Below are 24,847 nucleotides of genomic sequence, written 5' to 3'. Positions count from 1 at the left end.
TTATTATAAAATATTAAATTTTGCTATGCTTCCATTTTTAGTTGATTTAACTTCAAGCTTTGCATCTATTCTTTCTTTAAGCTCTTCAACATGAGATATTATACCAACTAACCTACCTCCACTTTGTAAATCTAAAAGACTATCTATAGCACTATCAAGAGATTGTGGATCTAAAGTACCAAATCCTTCATCAATAAACATTGTTTCTAATGATACTCCTCCACTATTTGATTGAACTACATCAGATAATCCAAGTGCTAAAGATAAAGATGCTTTAAAACTTTCTCCTCCTGAAAGCGAACTTACATCTCTAGAGCTTGCTGTGTAATTATCATAAACTTCAAGTTCTAATCCCTTTTGTCCTAAGCCTTTACTTTTACTTGTTTTTCTTTTAAGTGAAAATCTATCACCTGTCATCTTTTCTAATCTTAAATTTGCAGCATCTATTATATCTTGGAAATATGATGCTAATACATATCTTTCAAATGATATATATGGAGCTTTTTTACCATTTGAAAGTTCTGCAAGTTCTCCTATAACTTTATATTGAGCTTCTTTTTCTTTAAATTTATCATTTAATTCTACAATCTTTTTTAAAATATCTTTATTATTATTTATTATATAGAATTCTTCTTTTAATTTATTTTCCTCTTCTTTTTCTTTTGATTTTATATTATTAATCAAATCATCTATTTCTTCTATAGAAATGAAATTAATATTCTCGCATTTCTTAACTAAATCTCCTTTCTTCTCTGTTAATATTCCTAACTTCTTGTTATAATCAACTATTTCTTTCTCTAAGTTTTCTATTTCATCTATAGCTTCTTTTGCTTCATCATAATCTTCTTTATCTTTAAATCCTTCTTTTTCTAAAGCTACTCTAAACTCTTCTTTTGATTTTTTAATATCTTTTTCTAATTCTTTGATATTTTTTTCTATTTCTTTAGACTTTGATTTTTCACCTTCAACACTTTTCATAGTAGCTTCTCTATCTTTAATTAACTCATTTAACCTTTTCTTACTTTCTTCTAATTCTTTTTCTTTATCTTCTATTGAATTAATTAAAACATCTAAAGAGTTAATTTCATCTGGCATATCTTTTTGTAAGCTTTCGCATGATGATTTTAGTCCTTCAAGTTTTGCAAATTTTTCTTTATCTTCAGTATTTAATTTTTGAATTGCTATTTCTATTATCTCTATATCTTCTTCTAATTCTTTATTGCTCTTTTTAAGATCTTCTTTATTTTCTATCTTATCTGAAATTTCTTTTAATTCATTGTTTTTATTATCTATTGCTTGTTTTAATTTTTTGCCTTTATCTTCTACTATATCCTTTAAATCTTCTTTATAAGTAGTAATACCATCTATCTCCATTGTTTCTAACATACTATCAATATTTTTTAACGCATTATCTAAATTTGATTTTATTTCTGTTAGTTTTATAAGCTTTTCATTATTTGCTTTTTCATGTTCTTTAAAGTCATTTTTCTTTTGCTTTAGTTCTTCTTCTGTTGGTACATCGCCACTAGTTTTACTTGCTGGATTTGGATGATTTAAAGAACCACATACTGGGCAAGGTATTCCTTCTTTCAGACCATCAGCTAATATTCCTGCTTGTTCCTTTTTATATATTTCTTCTAAATTCTCATATTCAGCTTTAATCTTCTTATATTCAGTTTCAAACTTTAGATATTCTTCTTTGTATTTCTTATGATTATTCTTTAACTCTTCGTAAGCTCTAATCTTTAAGAATAACTCTCTTAATTTATCTATCTCGTTTTTTTCATCTTTGATAGAATTCTCTAGACTAACTTTTTTAATCTCAAGTTCTGATATTTCCTTTAATTTAGTTTCATTTTCTTCTTTAGTCTTTTTATTTTTATCTAAATGTAACTCTTTATATTTTATATCATTTGATATTTGCTTAATTCTTTTTTCAATTTCTATTATTGAGTTTCTCTTTTTTTCATATTCTTCTATTTTAGGACCTAATGTTTTTAACTTTCCTATTTCTTCAGTAAGCTTAGTTCTTATATGCTCATTATCTTCTTCAACCTTTACAAACTGATCTTGCTCATTTAATTTATCTTGCAATTCTTTTATATTGTTAAGTGAATTTTTATATTCAGATTGTTTATTACTTAATTTTTTATAATAATCATTATATTTTTCTTCTATATTTCTTATATCTTTAGCTTTCTTTATCTTCTCTAATAATTCTTCCTTATTCTTAAATTCTTCTGCTTTAAGTAATTCGTGTTCTAATTCTTTTATTATTTGTTCTTTTTCTTTTAATATAGAATTATTTTTTTCTCCTATTAATTTCTCTTCTTTGCTTTTTTCTAAATCCTTTTTTATATCTTTTAATAAACTCTCATTTTGATTATAAATATTTTCTTCTTTATCTATTAGTTCCTTAAGCTGATCAATTACTAATGGAAAATCTATATACTCTCCAATCAAAATATCATGATCTCCCTTTATATCTCCCAAGTAATTTTTCATTTTTTCTTTGCATAAATTTCTTTCTTTACTTAACTTATTAGCTTTTTCTTTAAGTAAAGATTGTATCTTTTCAAATGAATAAGTATTAAATATTTTTCTAAAAATCTCTTCACGCTCTATAGAATTTGCAAGTAATAATTTTTTAAACTCACCTTGTGGTAACATTACAATTTGCTTAAATTGCTCTTTTGTTATACCTAAAATTTCTTCTATTTTTTCGTTAACAGCTTTAACTTTTGTAATAACCTTTCCATTTGGAAGTATTAATTCAGCTTCTGAATCTTTTTCTGTAAAACCTTCACCTCTAGCCTTTCTTTTCTTTTGCTTAGGACTTCTAGTTATCTTATAAATTTGTCCTCTAAATTCAAAATCTAACTCAACAAATGTTTCAGTATCTACATCTGCAAAATGACTTCTTAGAGAATCATTTTCTCTACTTTCTCCACTTGCTTCTCCATATAGTGCATAGCTTATAGCATCAAAAATAGTCGTCTTTCCTGAACCTGTAGGTCCTGTTATAACAAATATATTTCTACCGTTTAATTCTCTAAAATCTAATTCTTGCTTATTTGCATATGGCCCAAAGGCTGATATTATTAATTTAACTGGTTTCATAAATTATATCTCCCCTTTTAAAACCTCATTTATGATTTCGTCTATGACTTTACTTTTCTCTTCTGTAAACTCTCCATCAGATAATGAATTATAAAACTCTTCAAATAAATCTTTCTCTGATTTATTTTTATATCCATTTTTAGCCGACGTGTTATTTTCATCATATTGTCTTTTATTTTCTCTAGTTATTAGCATTGTGTTTGGATATACTGCTCTTAATTTTTCTATTGGATTAATAAGCTCACCATCATCTAAAAGAACTGCCTGTATGTAATCTTCTTTTCCTTCTGTAATATTTCTTCCGTTTTCTATAAGCTCATCTATATTTCCCTTTATAATTCTTAAATCTCTTAAAGGAGTTAATTCTTTTAAATCTATATTTACATTCTTGTCCTCATCTATTTCAAATATAGTAACTCCCTTTTTTTGATTTACCTCTGAAAATGAATATTTTAATAGAGAGCCTGAATATCTTACCTCTTCTCTACCTACCTTTTGTCTTCCATGAAGGTGGCCAAGTGCTACATAATCAAAATTATCAAATATATTACAATCAATAAGATCTGTTCCTCCTATTGATAGAGGTCTTTCAGATTCACTTACTTCAAGATTTGCAGCTTGATATTTATTTTTATCAGATTCTTTAGCCTCATCTCTATAAATAGTTGCATATCCATGTGTTATAAGAATATTTCTCTCATTCTTATTAAGATTTATTTTTTCAACAATTGCTTTCATAGCATCATTATGATTTTTAATTTCACTATTATCTAAAAGCTTTCTAATTACTGATGGATCTTTATAAGGTACTAAATAAAAATTAATCTTACCATAATCATCATCAAGTTCTATTTTTCTATATAGTTCTTCATCACGTCCTATGATATATAAGCCCTGTTTTTCTAATATAGTATTAACAAAACCCACTCTCTCTCCACTATCGTGATTGCCTGAAATAGCTAATACTTTTATACCCTTTTTAGTCACTAATTCACTCAAAACATCATTTAACAATTCCACACCATCAACAGGTGGAATTGATCTATCATATATATCTCCAGCTATTATAAGTACATCTGGTTTTTCTTTATCAATTAATTTCAATAATTCATTCAATATATACTTTTGGTCTTCTAACATTGAAAATTCATTTACTATCTTTCCAATATGCCAATCACTTGTATGAATAATTTTCATATTGCCTCTACACACCTCTCTAATCATCTTTTAATATATAAATAATTATATCAAAAAAGGTGATTTCTAAAACTTAGAAACCACCTTTATTAATTATAACTTAATCTTCTTTAAAAGATCTTTTTTTATATATCTTAGGATAAATATTATATATATTACTGTTCCTGCAACAAATGCTGTGTCAAAATATACATCTGGTCTTATTACTCTAAATGGTATTAAAATTATACTTGGAAGTGTTGAAGCATAAATAGCTAACGAATACATAGCAGATGACTTCATTCTAAGCCCCATAAACATTCCTATAATTATTGATATTGCTGCTATTAATAAGTAATTAAGTAATCCTGTAATAAAGTATTGTATTATCATAGATACTGCAGTTAAAGGAATTACAATTGCTCCTACAAGCCTTAAATCATCAATAATTTCCTTATTAGTGTATTCATCTACAAATAAATCTTTATATAGCATTTCTTTGCTTATTCCATTTGTTCCTACTTTAATCCCATCTTTTAAAAATGTCATATATATATCTCCATGTACATATTCATTTTCTACTTTAGCAGATTGATTTAAGCTATCATTGCTATCTATATAAACAATCATTCCATCTTCATTAAATTTAAGTGGACTATTGTTCATTTTTAATATTCCATTTTTTATAGAAAAATCATACTTAGAATCACTAAGTTCCACAACACTTTTATCTATACTATTTTTCATTTTAAATCCCATAAATATACCTTGTATACCACCAATTATAAGGCTAAGAATAAATGCATATAATATAGATTTTTTAATTCCTCCTTTTGCATACTCAGCAAAAGTATTCATATTGTATATGTTATTTTTCAACTTAACAAAAAAGTTATCTCTATTCACGCTTCTTACTCCTTTAAATTACTCTTATAAGATTATTTTTTCCTAAATTCTCTTTAACTATAGTAACATAATAAATTATATTATTAAATATCTTTGTTTAGGTTTGCATTTTTTGGTTAATAATTGAAATAAAAATTATTTTAGGAGGGGTTATCTTGTCAAAAAACAAACATATCAATAATAACCAAGAAGAAATCAAAGATAATATACAAGTATTTGATAATTTATACGCAGAAAATGAATATGATTCAGATAATGACTATGATTTAGATGAATCAATTGCATATAACCAAAACTATAGAAAATTTAACTTTATAAGAATAGTATCTATAGTTATAGCTTCCATTATTATATTAGCAAGCATTTTTAGCTATCAAGCTTATCAATATAAATCATTAATGTATAACTTTAAAGAATCTTTTGATTCAAGTAATTATGCTGAAGCTAATAATTATATATTAACATCAGAAAATTTTAATATATTTAAATCTATATTATTAAAAAATGATTTAGAATCTTATTTTAAAGAAAAAATAATAGACATAAGAGATAAAGTAAATTCAAATCAATTATCATCAACTGATGCTTTAGCAATAATTGATGAGATTAATAGATATTCTATATTAAACATAGATTCAGAAGACAGTGCTTATATTTTATCTGATGAATTTGATCTTTATACTGATCCTTTATCTAAAGGTATATCAGAATTTGAACAAGGTAAATATGAAGATGCAATTACAACATTAAACAAAATATCATCAACAGATAAAGAATATAAAGATGCTAAAGATTATATAAATAAATCCAAATCAAAATTAAAAGAAGAAATATTAAATACAGCAGAAAATTATAAAAAGAAAGAGTACTTTACTGCTGCTATTAATTTAATAGAATCAAAGCTTAATATGCTTTCTAATGATAAAGATTTAGTAGAAAAAATTTCAGAACTAAAAGATGCTAGAACTGAATATTTAGCTAGCCAAAAATCTTCTGAAGCTCCAACTACTTCTTCTCAGCTTGTAAGCTCAATAAATACAGCAAATATAAATGCATTAGATATTGAAAGTTTAACTGATTACTTAATATATGTAGATACTAATTCTCAAACTACTAACATTTATACAGGTTCTAAAAATAAGTGGTCTTTAAAAAAATCAATGAAATGTTCTACTGGAATAGAAAATAAAGAGACTCCATCTGGTGTTTATACTGTCCAAAACAGAGATGAATGGTTCTTCTCTGAAAAGTATAATCAAGGTGGTAAGTATTGGGTTCAATTTGATGGAGATTATCTTTTCCATTCCCTTCCTTATGCAAGGGATCAACAAACTGTTTTAGATGAAACACTTGGAACTCCAGCTTCACATGGGTGTGTAAGATTATCACTAGAAGATTCTAAGTGGCTTTATGATAATATAACAAAAGATACTAAAGTAATAATTAAATAACCCCTTATATTTAAAATAACTTATTTATATTATATGATAGTAAATAAGTTATTTTTTATTATAGGAGGATATTATGCATATAAAAATCCCTGATAAAGTTAAATTTATAATAGATACATTTTATGAAAATAATTATGAGGCATTTATGGTTGGTGGTTGTATAAGAGATTCTTTACTTTCAAAAGAACCTAAAGATTATGATATAGCAACTTCAGCTCTACCTAATATAACAGAATCACTTTTTGAAAAAACAATTCCTACTGGTATCAAACATGGTACTATAACAGTGCTTCTTGATAAAGAACCTTTTGAAGTTACTACTTATAGAATTGAAGGAGAATATAAAGACAATAGAAGACCTGATGAAATATCTTTTGTTACAAATATTAAAGATGACCTTTCAAGAAGGGATTTTACTATAAATGCTTTTGCTTATAATTCTAAAGAAGGTCTTAAAGATTATTTTAATGGATTAGAGGATTTACAAAACAAAATAATTAGAACAGTTGGTGATAGCAACAAAAGATTTAATGAAGATGCACTTAGAATGATGCGTGCTATAAGATTTGCTTCACAACTAGATTTTAATATTGAGAAATCAACTTTAGATGGAATTAAGAAAAATAAAAATCTACTTAAAAATATAAGTTCTGAAAGAATACGTGATGAGCTTTGTAAATTACTATTATCTGATAACTCAAGAAAGGGACTAAATCTTTTAAAAGATTGTGGAGTTTTAGATGTGATAATTCCAGAGTTAACATCATTAATAGGTTTTAATCATAAAACTAAAGATTATAATGAAGATTTATTTGATCATACATTATCTGTAGTTGAAAATACTCCAAATGATTTAATATTAAGACTTTCTGCACTATTTCACGATATAGGAAAGCCTAAAGTTAATGATAATATTAGTGAAGATATAACTAGAAAAATATTAACTAGATTGCATTTTGATAATAAAACAATAAAATCTGTATGCATTCTAATTAAAGAGTATATGAATGTTTTAGGAAATTCTACTGATATAGATATTAAAAGGTTTATAAATAGAACTTCTAAAGAAAATATATACTCATTATTAGAGTTTCAAAAAGCTCACGTATTATCACTCAAAAATTCTGATTTAGACTTATATGAACTTAATAATATGAAAAATAAAATAGATAATATAATAAATTCTAATATTCCTCTTAGTATTAAGGATCTAAATATTGATGGTAGCATTTTGACAAAAGAATTAAATTTAAAACCAGGAAAAGTTATAGGAGAAACTCTAAATTATTTATTAGAAGTAGTTTTAAATAATCCTAATTTAAATAATGAAACAATTCTTTTAGAAAAAGCTAAGACTTTTATTCAAAATAAAAAAGGTTAAATTTACATTTAACCTTTTTATATATTTACTTATTATTCTTTATCTTAGCTTTCTTTTAAACTTCTTTTATCTAATTTAGATACTATTATAAGAATTATTATTCCTATAAAGCTACAAATAGCCCCTATTCTTAAGAATGGTGTTTTATAAGTTAGTTCTATATTATGATTTCCTTTACTTAAATTTGCACCTAAAAACGCTTTATTTACGGCAAAAGTTTTTGTTTCTTTTCCATCTATCTTTAAATGCCATCCCTTTGAATAAGGAATTTGGAATGAAATTATTCCATCTACTTTTGAATCTATACTTCCAATTACTTTGTCATTAGATATACTATCTATCTTCATTGAATTATCTTTTAAAGCTTCAAATTCACTATTATAATCTTGAATAGGTAAGCTAAATATATTAAGTGAATCAAAAGTATATTCGCCAGGATTATTGAAAGTTAAAACAATCTTTTCACCATTATTAGATTCTTCTTTGTAATATCCTAAATTAATTAAAGTTTCACTCATAGTAAACGCATCTGATCCATCTAATGATCCACGTTGATTGAATGTTTTACTAATATCTTTATAAGATGCTGTTAATTTAAATGCATCATATTTACCAATATTACTTAATTTAATTTTCTTATTTTTAGGTTCATATTTTAAATTTTTTAAGTTTACATATAATTCACCAGATGGTATATCACCTTTGAGATTAATAACTACTTCTTGATTTGCTTTAGTAACAACAATTTTATTTTCTAAAACTTTTGCTGCACTATTTTTAATATCAAATTTTATGTTATTTATCTTACTTGGTATAACATCTATATTACTTTTTGCATCATTATTAGAAACACTTGCTGCATAAACTAAAGTTTCTTCTTTTTCTAAACCACTTAATTTATCAAAATTATCAATATCATATATATTTTTATAAACATAAGCAAATGGAAGTGGGTTTTCTTTTTGATATATATCAAACTTTCCAACAGTTTCAATCTTTTTTATTGACGGGTCAAAATGTGGATTTTCTGTGGATTTTGATATATAATATTTAACTCCCATTATATTATTAACTATAGATCTATTATCAAAATTTATTATTGGACTATTAGGTGTAAATGATCTATTGTTTAAGTCACTAGCAAATTCTGATAAATTAGAATTATTTACTGATAAATATGAATCTATCCCATTATAATTTAATACTAAAGAATTATTTCTAGTATTATTACGAGAAATATTGTCTGCTTTTGCTATTCTGTAGAAACTATCATCATTTTCTTTAATATACTTTTCAGCTCCATTAAATGATTTATTATAATAATTTAAAGCTTTCCCTCTTTTAATAAACTGATCTATATAATTATGTCCTTTTGGACTATATCTATAGTAATTATTAAATACTATATTTATCGAAAGTAAAATTAATATAGAAATAAATAATATTTTACTATTAAATTTATTTCTGATTTTATATGCATATAATACTACAACAAATATTATCCCCATTATAATTTGAGGCAACATATTATTTTTAAAATCTGTTATCTCGTTTTCTACTAATGCAAATAATATATAAAATATTATTATAAAAATCATCCAATATATATCTTTTTTTGATATATTTTTTATATTATCATATCCAATACTTATAATTACACTTACTATAAGAGCAAATGCAAATGTCCATCTATTAGATATTGATAAGAATCCATTCATTACTTTTCCTACTATAGGGAAAAGTAACATTATAAAAAATAAAATTGTCATATAAAAATATGTTTTATGTTGTTTTCTAGTTTTAAAAACAATTGGAAGTAAAAGAACAGCTATCACTGGAAAAACTAAAATAACCCAAAAAGTATAACCTCCAGGTGATATTGAGCTATAAATTAAATTTAAATAATATGAAATTGGATATAACATCATACTTATTTCATTGCTTTTATTAGCTAATCTAGATGAATTAAATATTGTATATAATGTTGGTGCTAATACAATTCCTGAAATTAATAATCCAATCATAAAGTATATTATTAAATCAAATATATACTTTCCAAACTTTAACTCTTCTTTTTTATATAATTCTATATATCTTAAAAATGCATATATTACACTTATAATTGCAATCATGTAGAAAAAATAAAAATTTGAAATCATTGCAATTGCAACGATTATAGAAAACATATACTTTTTTCTATTCTTAATAACATTTTCTATACATAAAAATGCTAATGGTAATATAATTAATGGATTTATAAAGTATGGATGTTTTATTGCAGACATCATTACAAATCCAGAAAAAGCGTATGAAATACTACCTAATATTGTTGCATTTTTAGAAAAATTCATTTTTTTTGCATATAAAATAAATGCTATTCCAACGCAATATAATCTTAATGCAATTAATAAATTAAATACTAGCTCCAGTTTATTTAAAGGAAACAATAATGATATATAATCAAATATATCTCCTAAGACATAATACGAGTATGTGGCCATTAAATCATTTCCATATCCTATTGACCATGACCACTCATTAAATCCTGCATTAGGATTTTTAATAAAATTTCTTATAGTTTCATTAAAATTATATAAAATTGAGTAATGTTGTCTTATTCCATCTTCATTCCAAATTAATGATCTATTATACTTAATAAACATTAAATAAAATAATGAAAATATTATAATAAACATTATCGTATATATAAATACAGCTGATTTTCTAATATTACTTGAAATTTTCATCTTTTTTTCTCCTAGCCTATATAACATCTTTTCATTACACTAATCATCGGCATTTTTCAATTATTAATATTTATCATTTGTATTATATATTCATCAATAAAATAAAATTATTTTATTTCTTGTTTTTAAATACGTACAGTTTACTTAATATATAATTTAATATTATAACTATTATGTTTATTACAATTTTACTTATCATATCTTCTATTCCAATTACTGAAACAAAAAGATACATTAGTAATAAGTCTAAAATTCCAGTAGCACCTCTAGCTACAGTAAAATCAATAAGCTCTCTTAATACTATAGAAAAACTATAATTTTTACTGTTAAATACATATATTTTATTAGTTATAAATGCAAATAAAACTGATAGTATCCATGCTATTATATTACTTGGGATTAATCCTAAGTTTATTAATCTTGAACAAGCAAAAAAAGCAATAATATTTATAGCAGTAGTTAATACACCAAAAACTATATATAGTATCTGTTCTTTAAACTGATTATATATGTTAAGTATCTTCTCCATAATAAATTACCTCCTAAATTATTTTTACCTAAATATAATACCATAAATTTCTATGTATTGTATTAGCAAAATAAGGCACACACTTTAATATGCGTACCTTACAGCTTAATTTATATTTCAATAGCTTTTTCTATATAAAATAAATATAAATATCTCTTACTTACTACTTTACCAGTCATCTTTTCTAATGCTTTAGTATAATAATCCATTTGTATTTTATATTTTTTGTTCATTTCCTCTTCTATATTTTCTTTAACATAATCAGTTTTATAATCTACAAGAACTATCTCTCCATTTTCCTCAAAGAAAAGATCTATTATACCTTGAAGTCTTACATTTTCATTTCCTGATTCATCTTCTATATTATCTTTTATATCTTTAACACTTATACTCGTATAAAATGGTAATTCTCTACGTATTACTCCACCATTTTCATATACTTTTATTACTCTTTTTCCTATATCACTTTTAAAGAAATTAAGTACTTTAAATGGATTAATAGCTTTAAATTCATCTTTAGTTAAAAGTTCATTTTTAACCATGTCTTCAAGTTGTAATTTTATATCATTTAATGATCCTAATTTTTCATAATCTATCTTTTGCATTACAAAGTGCATAGCTGTACCTTTTTCTGCACCAGACAATCCTTTTTCTTCTTGAAGAAATCTTGGTTTTAGAGTAATTTCATCTTTAAATAGCTTTTCACCAGTATATTCTACTTCTTCATAACTAGATTTCTTTAAATCTGAAACAGAAAAATTGCTTTTTATAGTTGTTGCATCTTTAAATTTATATTTATATCCAAGTCGTCTTTCTATTTCTTTATCTATAGTTTTTTCTTTGCAATTAATAAATAAGTCACTATCAATAGAGATTTCATCCACAACTTTCAACTGTTTTTCCACAAATAAATCACTTTTATCCCACATTTTAATATTCCATGTGGATAAATCTTTTTTACTTATTTGATTAGTTGTTCCAACTTTTTCTCTAATAATTTCGCTATCTTGATGCTGACAAAGTGCCATTCCAATCCAATCTAAATAGCTTTTTCCCTTAAATACTTCTGATGGAGATATTCTATTTTGTTCTATGCTTGCAGATTGAATCCATCTTTGAATAGTTTTATCTATATCACGAGTAGCTCCAGTTATAATTAACTTTTCTTTTGCTCTAGTAAATGCAACATATAATATTCTCATTTCTTCTGATAAAGTTTCTAGTTTTATCTTCTTTTTAATAGCTTCCTTAGGCAGAGTTGAATAACTAATTCTTTTTCCCAAATCAACAAAATCTGGTCCAAATCCTAAATCATCATGATGAAGAATTGAATTATTTAAATCCATTAAGTTAAACTGTTTTCCAGCTCCAGCTAAAAATACAACTGGAAATTCTAGCCCCTTACTTTTATGAATACTCATAATTCTAACTACATCTTCATTTTCTCCTAGTATTTTTGCACTTCCCATATCTCCCGATGATTTTCTAAGCTTATTTATGAAATTTATAAAATTAAATAATCCCTTAAAACTAGTTTGTTCATATTGTTTTGCTCTTTGGAATAATATCTTTAAATTTGCCTGTCTTAATACTCCATTTGGCATCGCACCAACATATCCATAATAAGAAGTATCCATATATAAATACCAAATAAATTCATCTATTGGCATGTATAACGCTTTATTTCTCCATTTATCTAAATCTAAAACTAATTTATCACATTTCTTTTTAAGTTCCTCACTAATAACCTTTTCGCCATTTGAAATATCAACTATATTTTCATAAAAATATTTCTCTTTATCTATCATTCTAATATCACTAAGTTCTTCAGCTGTAAATCCCATAAAAGGAGATTTCAATACTGCAATCATAGGAACATCTTGAAGTGGATTATCTATAACTTTAAGAAGCGCCATTATAGTTCTAATTTCTATTGATTCAAAATATCCAGTACCTGTATCTGCATATACAGGTATTCCTTCTAATCCTAATTCATCTAAAAATACTTCCGACCAATCTTTAGTTGCTCTTAAAAGTATTACTATATCCTTATATTTAAGTGGTCTATATTCTCCTGTTTCTTTATCTAAAACCCTAAACTTATTTTCATTTTGCTCTGACATAAGTTCATTAATTCTTTTAGCTACTATTCTTGCTTCTAAATTTATTGAATTTATATCTTCATCATCTTCTATATCACTACTTACATCATTTTTATCAAATATATTAACTTCAATAGGTCCGCCTGCATAACAGTTCTCTTCTTTTACCTCTTTAAAATCTGCCCCTAAATTTAGTGCTTCTTCATCAGTATATTCAAGTTCACCAACACTACTAGACATAACTTCCTTAAATATAAAGTTAACTCCATCTATAACTTCTCTTCTACTTCTAAAATTTTTATAAAGTTGTATAACCCTATTTTCTTCTCCTTCTTTTCTAGAGTAAGAATTGTATTTTTCTAAAAATAATTCAGGTTTTGCCTGCCTAAATCTATAGATGCTTTGTTTAACATCTCCAACCATAAATACATTTGGATTTTCAGTATTTTTTCTTGAAACAAGATTTATAATAGCCTCTTGAACATTATTTGAATCTTGATATTCATCTACTAATACTTCATCAAAGAATTCTCTAAAGTTTTTAGCTATTTTAGAAGGAGATATATTATCCTCTTCTTGATTCATAAGAATTTTTAAACATAAATGCTCCAAGTCATTAAAATCAAGCATATTTCTTTCTCTCTTACTTTTGCTAAATCTATCAGAGAAATCTAATGTTATCTCTGCAAGTTTTTTTATAAATGGATATGAATTTTTTATTCCTTCTAATGACTCTTCTGGAGTCATAAAAAACACTTCATCTTTTAGTTTCCCTATTTTTTTCTTTACTTCTTCTCTTATATTCTTAACTAGCTCCTGTGCTTCTGCATCACTTACATTATTTTTTCTTATAGCTTTAAGCCTTCCAAACGATACTTTAGATAATGAATCATAAATATTTTTAAGCCCTTTATCTAAATTTTCTTTTAGATTAATAAGTGATGATAATTCATCATTAAATACATCTAAATAAGCTTCTATTCCTTCAGTATCTGATATTATATCAATAGCTTTATGATACATATTTATAAAGCTATCAATTTCCATCTCTATATCACTTTTTAATACTTTTACCCATATAGTATTGTCTAATTCATTTAAAGAGTTAATATTAAATGCTTCAGCTTTTTCTCTAAGCCATTTTTCAGGCCAAGGGCCACTCATTGAAAACCTATATAAATCTAATATAATTTCTTTTAATTTTTTATCATCTTTACTTCCTGAATAAGCTTCAACTAAATTAAAAAATTCTTTATCATCATTTTCATATAAATCTTCAAATAACTCATCTATAATCTCATTTTTTAATAAAGTACCCTCAGTTTCATCACCAATTCTAAATGCAGGATCTAAATCTATAGTATGGAAGTTATTCTTTATAACATCTAAACAAAATGAATGGATAGTTGTTATATTTGCTCTACTTAAAAGCGTCAATTGCTTTTGAAGATTTTTAGAGCTAGGATTTTTTTCAAGTTCTTTTGTTATAGCTGCGGCTATTCTTTCTCTCATTTCTGAAGCTGCAGCATTTGTAAATGTAACTACTAGAAGTTTATCTATATCTACAGGATTCTCAATGTCTGTTACAATCTTTATTATTCTTTCAACTAATACAGCAGTTTTACCTGATCCTGCAGCTGCTGCTACTAAAAGATTGCATTTTCTTGTATTTATAGCTTCTAACTGTTCATCTGTCCATTTTGTATCTCCCATAACTATATTATTTCTCCTTTCCTTTAACGTGGTTTTCAATCTTTTCCCACATCTCATCATTACTTTTATTTAAAACTAGTTTATACTTATTATCTTTTATACTAGTATCAAACTGACATATAGCTGAATAATCGCAATAATCACAATATGCTTTTTTATTATTCTTAATTGGTTCTATCTTGATTTGTCCACTTAACATATCAGTACAAAGCTCTATCATCTTCATGTTTACATATTCTCTTAATATATTAAATTGCTCTTCTGTTGCAACAGAACTCCTTGATGAAAAGTCCCCATCCTTTTTGAAACTAGCAGGAATTATAAGAGAGTATGTTTGCATAGTATTATCCATTGATTTTACTAATTTAGCATCTTTTAATAAAAGCCCATTCATTTTTAATTTTTCTAAAATTTCTTCCTGAACTTCTTCATCACTTAATTCCTTATTTCCTTTTATTATAGGGTCATCAATCTTAAAATAAAGTATTGCACCTGGAATAGCTCCTGAATTTAAAATATATTCTGAATTTCTAAGAAGCGCATCTAAATAAACTAATAATTGAATTTGTATTCCATAATATAATTCCGTCAAATCAAATTTCTTATTTCCTGATTTATAATCTATTATTCTAAGATAAGTATTTCCATCCATATTTAAAGTATCTATTCTATCTATTCTACCTGTTAAATAAATTCTTTCTCCAGTAGGTAAGTCAAGTTTTATTGGCTCTCCACCATCTACTGATCCAAATTCAAATTCATTTTTAAATACTTCAAATTCTCCTCTTTTCATTTGTTCTGTAATAATTGATACTGATCTTGTGATAACTCTTTTAAATCTATCAGTAAAATACTTATATCTTTTTGTACTATTAAGTATTGAATTAGAATCTTCTTTAAGTTTTAAATCAACTAAATTTCCAACTATCTCTTTGCATTTTTCTCTGTTTAATTCTGACCATTGTATATTCTCTTCTTTTACCTTATTAGTAAACTTATCTAATATTTCATGCATAAATGTTCCAAGGTCTGGTGCAGAAAATTCATAAATCTTTCTATCTTTAGCCTTTAATCCATATTGAATAAAATATGAAAATGGACACTCTGCATACTTTTCAAGTCTTGAAACACTAAAACTTAAATTACCATTATCATTTTCATATAACTCTTTAATTTTCTCTCTTGATATTTGCTCTCCAGTATTTGAGTAGTCTATCCCTTTAAATATTGTTCTAGTTTTATCTTCGAACCCTTCATGCTTCATATACCAACTGAATACTTCTCTCCAATAATCATCAACCTCTTCCTTATCAGCTTGTTTTCTAAGTGCTAATATAAGTTCATTAAAAGTTGGTATTGGAGTTGTTATCTTATTAAATTCATCATATTTTTGAGGGAAATTAAATATATCACTTTCTTCTTTTAAATTGCTAAGAATTCTTTTTAATCTAGGTATTATAATTGATGGTCTAAGAGATTTACCTTCAAAATCTGCCATAGGATAAGTAACCATTAGATATTTACTTGGTATAGTAAGTGCAGTATATACCATGTACTGTTCTTCAAATGCTCTTGTTTTAGTTGTTGATGCAAGCTCTATTCCCATATATTTTAATATATCTCTATCTCTATCTGATAGTATACCTTCATCTTTGCTTGCTGCAGGTAATATTCCATCATTAACTCCAATAATATATAATGCTTTTACTTCTCTTCCTTTAATTCTTGCGATATCACCTATATTAACTTGATCTAAAGCAACTGGTATTACTCCTATTTCCTTGCTTTCAAAACCAGCATTTAAAACCTTATAAAATTCTTTAGGTGATATTTTTTCATTCCCAATTACATCTACAGCTTGATCTAATATTTCTATAACCATTGATGGCACTTGCTCATATTCAGTAACCTTTGCTTCTAAGCCTTCTTCTCTAAAACCTTCAATCCACCCTTCTATAGTTTTAAAGACATCTAGATCTATCATTAATTCATATATAGCAGTACAAATCTCTCTAACAGACTTATTATCTTTTATTTTTTTATGAAAATTCATTAAAGGTTCTCTTACCTCTTCCATTATTTCTTTTATTAATAATTCATCTTGATTTTCATAAACATCTTCACTCTCAAAATATCCATCATTAACTTCTTCTGTAGTCCATCTATATCCCTTTAATCCATTAGCTAATATATAGTTTTCAAGAATATCAATATAATTTCTTTCTATTTTTATAAGTCCACTTTTTAAGTATTTAAATACACTCTCATATGACCAATTCTGTATAAGAATTTCAAATGCTGATATTATCAATATAACTAATGGATTATTCAAAATTTCTATCTTTTTATCCAAGAAATATGGAATATCATACTGATTAAATAGTACAGAAGTTATTTTTTCATAAGAACCTATATCTCTACAAACTACTGCTATATCTTTATATCTATATCCTTTATCTCTTACTAATCTAACAATATCTTTAGCTATCATATCTACTTCATCATAGCTATTATTGGCTTTATATAACCTTATATCTTTATTCTTTCCCTTGTATACATTAAAAGGGTAAGTAAAGAAATTCTTTTCAATATGTTTAAGTTCATCACTATCCTTGAATCTATAAGGATATCCCTTATTTAAGTTTATATTTCCTAAATAACTTATATTATTTTCTTGCATAAGCTTAATTATCTTATTTTCTGTATTTTTTAATACATTAAATATATCAGTTACTTCTAAATCTTTATTGCTTGGCTCATCCATGCATAAAGTTATATTAATCTTGCTTGCACTAAATGCTAATTCTTTTATTACTTCAAGTTGTTGTGGAGTAAATGTTGTAAATTCATCAATCCAAATCTCTGAACCCTCATAAATATTACAACTCTTAAGCTTTTTGGCTAATATAGTAAGTTCATCATCTCCATCTATCACATTGCTTTCTATCCTCTTGTTATACTCATTATAAATATTAGCTAAATCTATAAGCTTTTCTTTTAATTCTTCATCTTCAGTATTTTTAGCTCCATCTAGTAATACTTCTTGAGAAATATTATATTTCTTAAATTCAGTAATAGTTTTAGATACTATATCAATGAATCCTTGTTGTCTAGAAATCTTATTAAAATATTCAAGCTCCTCAGATTTTTCTTGAAGTAACTTATAAATTAACATGCTCTTTCCTTCATCTTTCATATTCTGATGAACTCTTCCACCACATTCATCAAATACTCTTTGAGCCATACTCTTAAAACTTAAGACTTGTGTTCTTAAAAGTGCCTTTTCTCCTGCAATTTGCAAAAGCTTATTTTCTGTCTGAAAGGTATATTGTTCTGGAACTAATAATATTAATTTATTTTGTTTTTGATTATCTAATTTTTTCTTAATTTGCTCTAAGCAAAATCTACTTTTTCCAGTTCCTGCTCTCCCATAAATAAATCTAATTCCCATAATTAAACTCCTAATTACAATTTATATATTTTAATTATATCCTAATTCCATTTATCTAATAATATATTTTGATACACAAAAAAAGCATCTAACTTTTGTTAGATGCTTTATGGCGGAGAATCCGGGATTTGAACCCGGGCGCCGGTTGCCCGACCTACGCCCTTAGCAGGGGCGCCTCTTCAGCCACTTGAGTAATTCTCCAAATGCCTTCTATATTTAAAATATATGTGGCGGAGAGAGTGGGATTCGAACCCACGGTACCCGTGAAGGTACGCCGGTTTTCAAGACCGGTGCCTTAAACCAACTCGACCATCTCTCCGTATCAAAGACATTTATTATTATAGCAACAAGATAATATAGTGTCAACACTTTTTTAGAAATTTTTTTTATTTTTTTCCATAACAGAAATATTGAAAATTTATTTTATAAACAAAAAAGTCTGTTCTTATGAACAGACTTTACTCTCTGGCGGAGAGAGTGGGATTCGAACCCACGGTACCCGTGAAGGTACGCCGGTTTTCAAGACCGGTGCCTTAAACCAACTCGACCATCTCTCCATGCGAAATACAAATTTATTATAATATCATATTTTACTTATGTCAACTATTTTTTAAAATTTTTTTTAAAAAACTTATCTAATTTTTATTTATATATAATATATTATTTCTTATGTTATATATCCTTTACTAATAACATTTCAATTGAATAATATAATTATTTATATTATAATTATTGGAAATTTATGTTTTAACTAAATAGGAGGAACTTTATGAACTTATATATTTCAGATTTAGATGGAACTTTACTAAATAATAATGCTAAACTTTCTGATTATACTAAATCTACATTAAAAGAACTTATCAATAAGAACTTAAACTTTTCTATTGCAACTGCAAGAACTCCAGCAACTGTAGTTCCAATACTATCAGATCTTGATTTAAAATTACCTGTAGTTGTTATGAATGGTGCTGCCATATACGATATAGAAAAGAATAAATACATAAAATTTAATTCTATTTCACCTGAAGCAATAGATAAAATATTATCTATATTCTCAGAAAATAAAATTTCTGCATTATCATATACAATTTGTAATAATCATATAAATGCTTATTATGATAAAATCAATAATCATGTTGAAGAAAAGTTTATAAAACATAGATCAGGAAGTCCTTATAAAACTTTCATCAATTCTAAATTACCTAAAAACTCAAATATCCTATATTTCTTATTGTTAAATAAAAAAGATATAGTATTTAATATATACAATCAAATAAAAGATATAGACGGAATATCTGCTATTGCTTACAAAGATGTATATAATGATGGATTTTATAACTTAGAAATATATAGTGATAAATCTTCAAAGGCTAATTCCATAAAAGGGATTATGCATACCTTTAATTTTGATAGATTAATTTCTTTTGGTGATAACTTAAATGATATTCCTATGTTTGAAATTTCAGATGAGTGTTATGCAGTAAAAAATGCTGTACAGGAATTAAAAGACTTATCTACCTCAGTAATTGATTCAAATTTTAATGATGGAGTAGCAAATTACTTAAAATCATTAAATTTATAAGATTATTTAAATAATAGCAGAGATTAATTAAAACCTCTGCTATTTCTATAATACTATTTTATTACATCTACACCCATATATCTCTTTAAAACATCTGGTACTGTAACACTACCATCTTCATTTTGATAATTTTCAAGTATAGCAGCTACTGTTCTTCCAACAGCTAATCCTGAACCATTTAATGTGTGAACAAATTGTGGTTTATTCTTTCCATCTCTAAATTTAATGTTAGCTCTTCTAGCTTGGAAATCTTCAAAGTTTGAACAACTTGAAATTTCAACATATCTGTTATAACTTGGCATCCAAACTTCTAAATCAAATTTTAATGCAGCTGTAAATCCTAAATCACCTTTACAGATTCTAACTTTTCTATATGGTAATCCTAATTCTTCTAATACTTCTTCTGCATCTCTAACTAATTTTTCTAATTCATCATATGAATCCTCTGGTCTTGAGAATTTAACTAATTCAACTTTGTTAAATTGATGTTGTCTTATAAGTCCTCTAGTATCTCTACCTGCTGAACCTGCTTCTGCTCTAAAACAAGCTGAATAAGCAACATGTTTTATAGGAAGATCCTCTCCATTTAATACTTCATCTCTATACATATTAGTTACTGGTACTTCAGCTGTTGGTATTAAGAAGAATCCATTATTCTCTACTTTAAATGCATCATCTTCAAATTTAGGTAATTGACCAGTTCCAGTCATACTATTTCTATTTACCATATAAGGAGGTAATATTTCTGTATATCCATGATCATCTGAATGTTTATCCATAAAGTAGTTAAGAACAGCTCTTTCAAGTCTAGCTCCTAATCCTTTATAAAATGTGAATCTTGAACCTGCAACTTTTCCGCCTCTTTCAGCATCAAGTATACCAAGATCTGCTCCTAGATCCCAGTGAGCTTTTGGTTCACCATTAAATGATTTAGGTTCTCCCCATCTTTTAATTTCAACATTATCAGCATCAGAATCTCCTTCTGGAACTTGTGGATTTGGAATATTAGGAATTCTAAGCATAATATAATCAATTTTTTCATTTACTTCAGCAAGATTAGTGTCATGCTCTTTTATTTCATTTCCAAGTTCCTTCATTTCAGCCATTATTGGAGCTACATCTTCTCCAGCCTTTTTAAGTTTTGGAATTTCTGCTGAAACTTGATTTCTCTTGCTTTTTAATATTTCAACTTCACTTAATATATTTCTTCTTTGTTCATCAAGCTTAACTAATTCATCAATAACATTTACATCAAAATCTTCTCCTCTATTAGTTAAAGCTAATTTAATCTCTTCTGGATTATTTCTTATTCTTTTTAAATCTAACATTTTATATCCTCCTAAAATTTATTTTTACATATAAAAAAGGAGCCCATTATCCCTACTAAAGGGACGAATAAGCTCCGCGTTGCCACCCTAATTGATAAAAAAATTTATCCTCTTAATAAATTTAACGATTCTCACCGTACTGCTTGTATTCACAGTCCCTCAAAGGTGGATTCATAATAATTAAAGTTATCAGTTTACACCAAACACTGACTCTCTTAAAACCTAATTAAAACTACTTATCCTCATCACAGGTTTACTTTATACAATTACCTCTAATATATTATATTTAAAGCTTCCTTGTCAATATTTTACTCAATATATTTACTATTCATTATCTATTCTTTTACTACATATAATATCTATTCCTGTATTTAATATATTTTTACATATTATATCTCCTGTATTAATTGGTGTGCTCGCATATATTCTTCCTATAACCTTAGAGAATTCTTTCCATAAAGCTATATCAACTTTATCGCTACTTTTAACAGGAACTACTTTATGTTTTATATCGCCTTTAATTCTTACAACACTAGTAAAAACATCTTTCTTACTCAAAAATACTCCCCCACTCTAAACTTCGCTAAATTCTTTTATTCTTCCTGCTACAATCTTAGAATCTTTTGAACTTCTAACTATATCAGTTACACTTTTATCCATTTCTCTTGCTAATATGCTTACTATCTTTCTAATACAGTAAGATCCATGACAATTACCATATCCAGCTCTAGTTCTCTTTTTAACACCTTCAACTGTTCTTGCACCAAGAGGTCTTCTAATACAATCTATAATTTCACCTTCACTTACTTGATTGCATGCACATATAATATTTCCATATCTTTTATCTAATTTTATTATCTCATTTATTTCATCTTTATTTAATTCTCTAAATCTATAATATTCTCTTCTCTTATCAATAAAGTTTTTCTTTAATGTTGCATTAATGGCATTTGCTATATTATTTCTTATACTTTGTGCAATTGCAGGTGCTATAGTAGCTTTACCATAATGCTTACCTGTAACTCTTATATATCCGTTGCTAAATTCACTCTTATCAATAAGCATTTCATCTCTTTTATATACTTCTCTAATCATTTCACTAATGTTTTCTTTAGTTACACTAGGTACAAGATATTTGCTAAAATAGATTCCTTTATTAGTGTCTAACACATCTGTATTTTTAACTCCAAACATAGTACCTCCACTAATCATTGGGGAACTGATAACAAATGTTTGCTCATCAATAACATTAATAACAATTTTTTTCAGTGAATTCTTGATTTTATCTTCAGCTAAGAAATAATTCATCTTTTTTTCAATTATTTCTTCTGGCACTTCTTCAACAGTTTCATTACCATCAAAATATATTTCATCAGGAATAGTATTTATAACTACTTTACACTTAAATTTATTTTTATTTGTAATTACATCAAATCCCTTAGTCATTTTAGATATATTTAAAACTTCTTCCTCTAATCTAAAATTAACCCCATTATCAGCTGCAACTTCAGCATATGCTATTGATAAATCATAAGGAGATATTATTGCTGTATTTTCTGAATGTAGGGCCATTTTAACATCTACATTTAAATTAGGCTCTATTTCTTTTACTTCATTAGCATCAATTAATTCCACACCAGCTATACCTCTATTCTTTGCATTTAAATACATTTCCTTAAGCTTAGAACACTGAGCATCATTAGTAGCAATCCTAATTGAGCCAACCTTTTTATATGGAACTTTAAATTTATCGCAAGCTTCTTTGACAAGCTTACTTCCTATATTTTCAAGATGTGCCATAACTTCATTAGAAGTTTCTGAGCCATTATATACAATGGTAGTATTTACTACTGCAATATCATCTGCAACATCATAACCCTTTTCAATTAATGCTATATTAAGATTATATTTTGAAAGTTCATATGCAACAGCACATCCAACTATTCCTCCACCAAGTATTAATATATCGTAATCCATACTTTTAATATACCTCCATGCTTAAATTCTATTATATAAATAAAATCCCTTTTAATTTCTATTATCACATTCTCTTATTATTTTAAGATATATATTGCGTTCAAATATTTTATCTTTTCTATGATGCTTACTTATTGCTTCTAAGAATTCATTATCATATTTGCTTATATCTTCTAATATTTTAACACCTTTTTTAGGGTGATTATAATATATATCTATCTTTTTGATATTATCGTATTTTCTAAGATCTCCATTAGTAAGTTTATCTAATATTACTATTATAGATTTATCTATTACATTTAATGTTTTATCACTCTTCCCAATATCATGTAAAAGAGCTACTTTAGCTAGCTTATTTTTATTTATTTTTATATTTTCATTATTAACTTTATCTAGTGCATCATTACATACTCTAATACTGTGTTGTTGTTCTGATATATTTAACTTATTAAATACTTCTATTTCTTTTTTACTTAAATACTTATTTATCAATTCATTATCTATACTTTGCCACTTAGAAGTTAAATGCCAAATAAATTGTTTAACTCTATAAACCATATAAATTCCTCAAAATCATATTTAAATATCTTCTATTAATTTTATAATATCATCTACACCAAGCCTTATCAATCTAATATAATCTTTATAAAATAAAAAAAGCTATGAACTTATGTTCATAGCTTTCCACCTTTGGTGGAGATAAAGAGATTCGAACTCTTGACCCCCTGCGTGCAAGGCAGGTGCTCTCCCAACTGAGCTATACCCCCAAATAATGGTGGACCTTCAGGGACTCGAACCCCGGACCTACCGGTTATGAGCCGGTTGCTCTAACCAACTGAGCTAAAGATCCATTACCTAGCAACTTCCTACTCTCCCACACAGTCTCCCATGCAGTACCATCGGCGTTATAGAGCTTAACTTTCCTGTTCGGAATGGGAAGGAGTGTTTCCTCTATGCCATCATCACTAGATATTCAGAAATTTATTGTTCTCTGAAAATTGCACATCAAATTCTGTTGATATTTTTATTGGTCAAGCCCTCGATCTATTAGTATTAGTCAGCTGAACATGTTACCATGCTTACACCCCTAACCTATCAACCTTGTGTTCTTCAAGGGATCTTACTAGCTTACGCTATGGGAAATCTAATCTTGAGGTGGGCTTCACGCTTAGATGCTTTCAGCGTTTATCCCTTCCCGACTTAGCTACCCAGCTATGCTTCTGGCGAAACAACTGGTACACCATAGGTCAGTCCATCCCGGTCCTCTCGTACTAAGGACAGCTCCTCTCAAATTTCCTACGCCCGCGACGGATAGGGACCGAACTGTCTCACGACGTTCTGAACCCAGCTCGCGTGCCGCTTTAATGGGCGAACAGCCCAACCC

14 protein-coding genes, 5 tRNA genes, 2 rRNA genes and 1 other annotated feature are annotated in these 24,847 nt (G+C 26.5%); of the genes, 3 read left to right on the top strand and 18 right to left on the bottom strand.

The window, feature by feature from the left end; genetic code table 11:
• Positions 1-3: 3 nt before the first annotated feature.
• The 3 genes from SPJ33_RS02710 to SPJ33_RS02700 all read right to left on the bottom strand — a co-directional run bounded on the left by SPJ33_RS02710 (position 4) and on the right by SPJ33_RS02700 (position 5,202).
• Positions 4-3,120, bottom strand: a complete 3,117-nt coding sequence (locus SPJ33_RS02710; RefSeq protein ID WP_321116444.1) for an AAA family ATPase — start codon at positions 3,118-3,120, stop codon at positions 4-6.
• 3 nt (positions 3,121-3,123) lie between these two features.
• Positions 3,124-4,317, bottom strand: coding sequence for an exonuclease SbcCD subunit D (locus tag SPJ33_RS02705; RefSeq protein ID WP_321116443.1), 1,194 nt, complete (start codon positions 4,315-4,317; stop codon positions 3,124-3,126).
• Positions 4,318-4,410: 93 nt separating this feature from the next.
• Complete coding sequence (locus SPJ33_RS02700) at positions 4,411-5,202, bottom strand: DUF1189 family protein (RefSeq protein ID WP_321116442.1); 792 nt, start codon at positions 5,200-5,202, stop codon at positions 4,411-4,413.
• Positions 5,203-5,357: 155 nt separating this feature from the next.
• Between SPJ33_RS02700 and SPJ33_RS02695 the strand changes: the two genes are divergently transcribed.
• Complete coding sequence (locus SPJ33_RS02695) at positions 5,358-6,653, top strand: L,D-transpeptidase (RefSeq protein ID WP_321116441.1); 1,296 nt, start codon at positions 5,358-5,360, stop codon at positions 6,651-6,653.
• A gap of 73 nt (positions 6,654-6,726) precedes the next feature.
• Positions 6,727-8,034: a CCA tRNA nucleotidyltransferase gene (locus tag SPJ33_RS02690; RefSeq protein WP_321116440.1), complete on the top strand. Its 1,308-nt coding sequence runs from the start codon at positions 6,727-6,729 to the stop codon at positions 8,032-8,034.
• 44 nt (positions 8,035-8,078) lie between these two features.
• Here SPJ33_RS02690 and SPJ33_RS02685 read toward each other — a convergent pair whose 3' ends face one another.
• The 7 genes from SPJ33_RS02685 to SPJ33_RS02655 all read right to left on the bottom strand — a co-directional run bounded on the left by SPJ33_RS02685 (position 8,079) and on the right by SPJ33_RS02655 (position 19,133).
• Complete coding sequence (locus SPJ33_RS02685; RefSeq protein WP_321116439.1) at positions 8,079-10,781, bottom strand: YfhO family protein; 2,703 nt, start codon at positions 10,779-10,781, stop codon at positions 8,079-8,081.
• 112 nt (positions 10,782-10,893) lie between these two features.
• A complete protein-coding gene (locus SPJ33_RS02680) occupies positions 10,894-11,310 on the bottom strand; it encodes a GtrA family protein (protein WP_321116438.1) in 417 nt (138 codons plus the stop codon).
• Positions 11,311-11,420: 110 nt separating this feature from the next.
• A complete protein-coding gene (gene addA / locus SPJ33_RS02675) occupies positions 11,421-15,125 on the bottom strand; it encodes a helicase-exonuclease AddAB subunit AddA (RefSeq protein WP_321116437.1) in 3,705 nt (1,234 codons plus the stop codon).
• Positions 15,126-15,132: 7 nt separating this feature from the next.
• Positions 15,133-18,576, bottom strand: a complete 3,444-nt coding sequence (gene addB, locus SPJ33_RS02670; RefSeq protein WP_321116436.1) for a helicase-exonuclease AddAB subunit AddB — start codon at positions 18,574-18,576, stop codon at positions 15,133-15,135.
• A gap of 110 nt (positions 18,577-18,686) precedes the next feature.
• A tRNA-Ser gene (locus SPJ33_RS02665) sits at positions 18,687-18,777 on the bottom strand.
• Positions 18,778-18,804: 27 nt separating this feature from the next.
• Positions 18,805-18,895: transfer RNA gene (locus tag SPJ33_RS02660), tRNA-Ser, on the bottom strand.
• Between the two features lie 147 nt (positions 18,896-19,042).
• Positions 19,043-19,133: transfer RNA gene (locus SPJ33_RS02655), tRNA-Ser, on the bottom strand.
• A gap of 212 nt (positions 19,134-19,345) precedes the next feature.
• Here SPJ33_RS02655 and SPJ33_RS02650 point away from each other — a divergent pair.
• The gene (locus tag SPJ33_RS02650; protein ID WP_321116435.1) at positions 19,346-20,158 is read left to right on the top strand and encodes an HAD family hydrolase; all 813 of its coding nucleotides are present in this window, start codon (positions 19,346-19,348) and stop codon (positions 20,156-20,158) included.
• 53 nt (positions 20,159-20,211) lie between these two features.
• Here the strand turns inward: SPJ33_RS02650 and serS are convergent, their stop codons facing one another.
• The 8 genes from serS to SPJ33_RS02610 form a co-directional block, all read right to left on the bottom strand.
• The gene (gene serS / locus SPJ33_RS02645; RefSeq protein WP_321116434.1) at positions 20,212-21,486 is read right to left on the bottom strand and encodes a serine--tRNA ligase; all 1,275 of its coding nucleotides are present in this window, start codon (positions 21,484-21,486) and stop codon (positions 20,212-20,214) included.
• Positions 21,487-21,542: 56 nt separating this feature from the next.
• Positions 21,543-21,744, bottom strand: a binding site (T-box leader).
• A 66-nt stretch (positions 21,745-21,810) separates the two neighbouring features.
• Positions 21,811-22,044: a DUF1667 domain-containing protein gene (locus tag SPJ33_RS02640; protein ID WP_321116433.1), complete on the bottom strand. Its 234-nt coding sequence runs from the start codon at positions 22,042-22,044 to the stop codon at positions 21,811-21,813.
• A 15-nt stretch (positions 22,045-22,059) separates the two neighbouring features.
• Positions 22,060-23,463, bottom strand: coding sequence for an NAD(P)/FAD-dependent oxidoreductase (locus SPJ33_RS02635; RefSeq protein WP_321116432.1), 1,404 nt, complete (start codon positions 23,461-23,463; stop codon positions 22,060-22,062).
• A 51-nt stretch (positions 23,464-23,514) separates the two neighbouring features.
• Positions 23,515-24,021 (bottom strand): HD domain-containing protein, encoded by a 507-nt coding sequence (locus tag SPJ33_RS02630; protein WP_321116431.1) that lies wholly within the window; start codon positions 24,019-24,021, stop codon positions 23,515-23,517.
• A 133-nt stretch (positions 24,022-24,154) separates the two neighbouring features.
• A tRNA-Ala gene (locus SPJ33_RS02625) sits at positions 24,155-24,230 on the bottom strand.
• Between the two features lie 6 nt (positions 24,231-24,236).
• A tRNA-Ile gene (locus SPJ33_RS02620) sits at positions 24,237-24,313 on the bottom strand.
• 3 nt (positions 24,314-24,316) lie between these two features.
• A 5S ribosomal RNA gene (rrf, locus tag SPJ33_RS02615) occupies positions 24,317-24,433 on the bottom strand.
• A 57-nt stretch (positions 24,434-24,490) separates the two neighbouring features.
• A 23S ribosomal RNA gene (locus SPJ33_RS02610) occupies positions 24,491-24,847 on the bottom strand; the annotation flags it as partial.

The sequence above is a fragment of the Clostridium sp. genome (genome assembly GCF_034179595.1).
GTDB lineage: Bacteria > Bacillota > Clostridia > Clostridiales > Clostridiaceae > Clostridium.
Note: the sequence above shows the minus strand (reverse complement) of the source record. Positions and strands in the feature narration are given on the sequence as shown.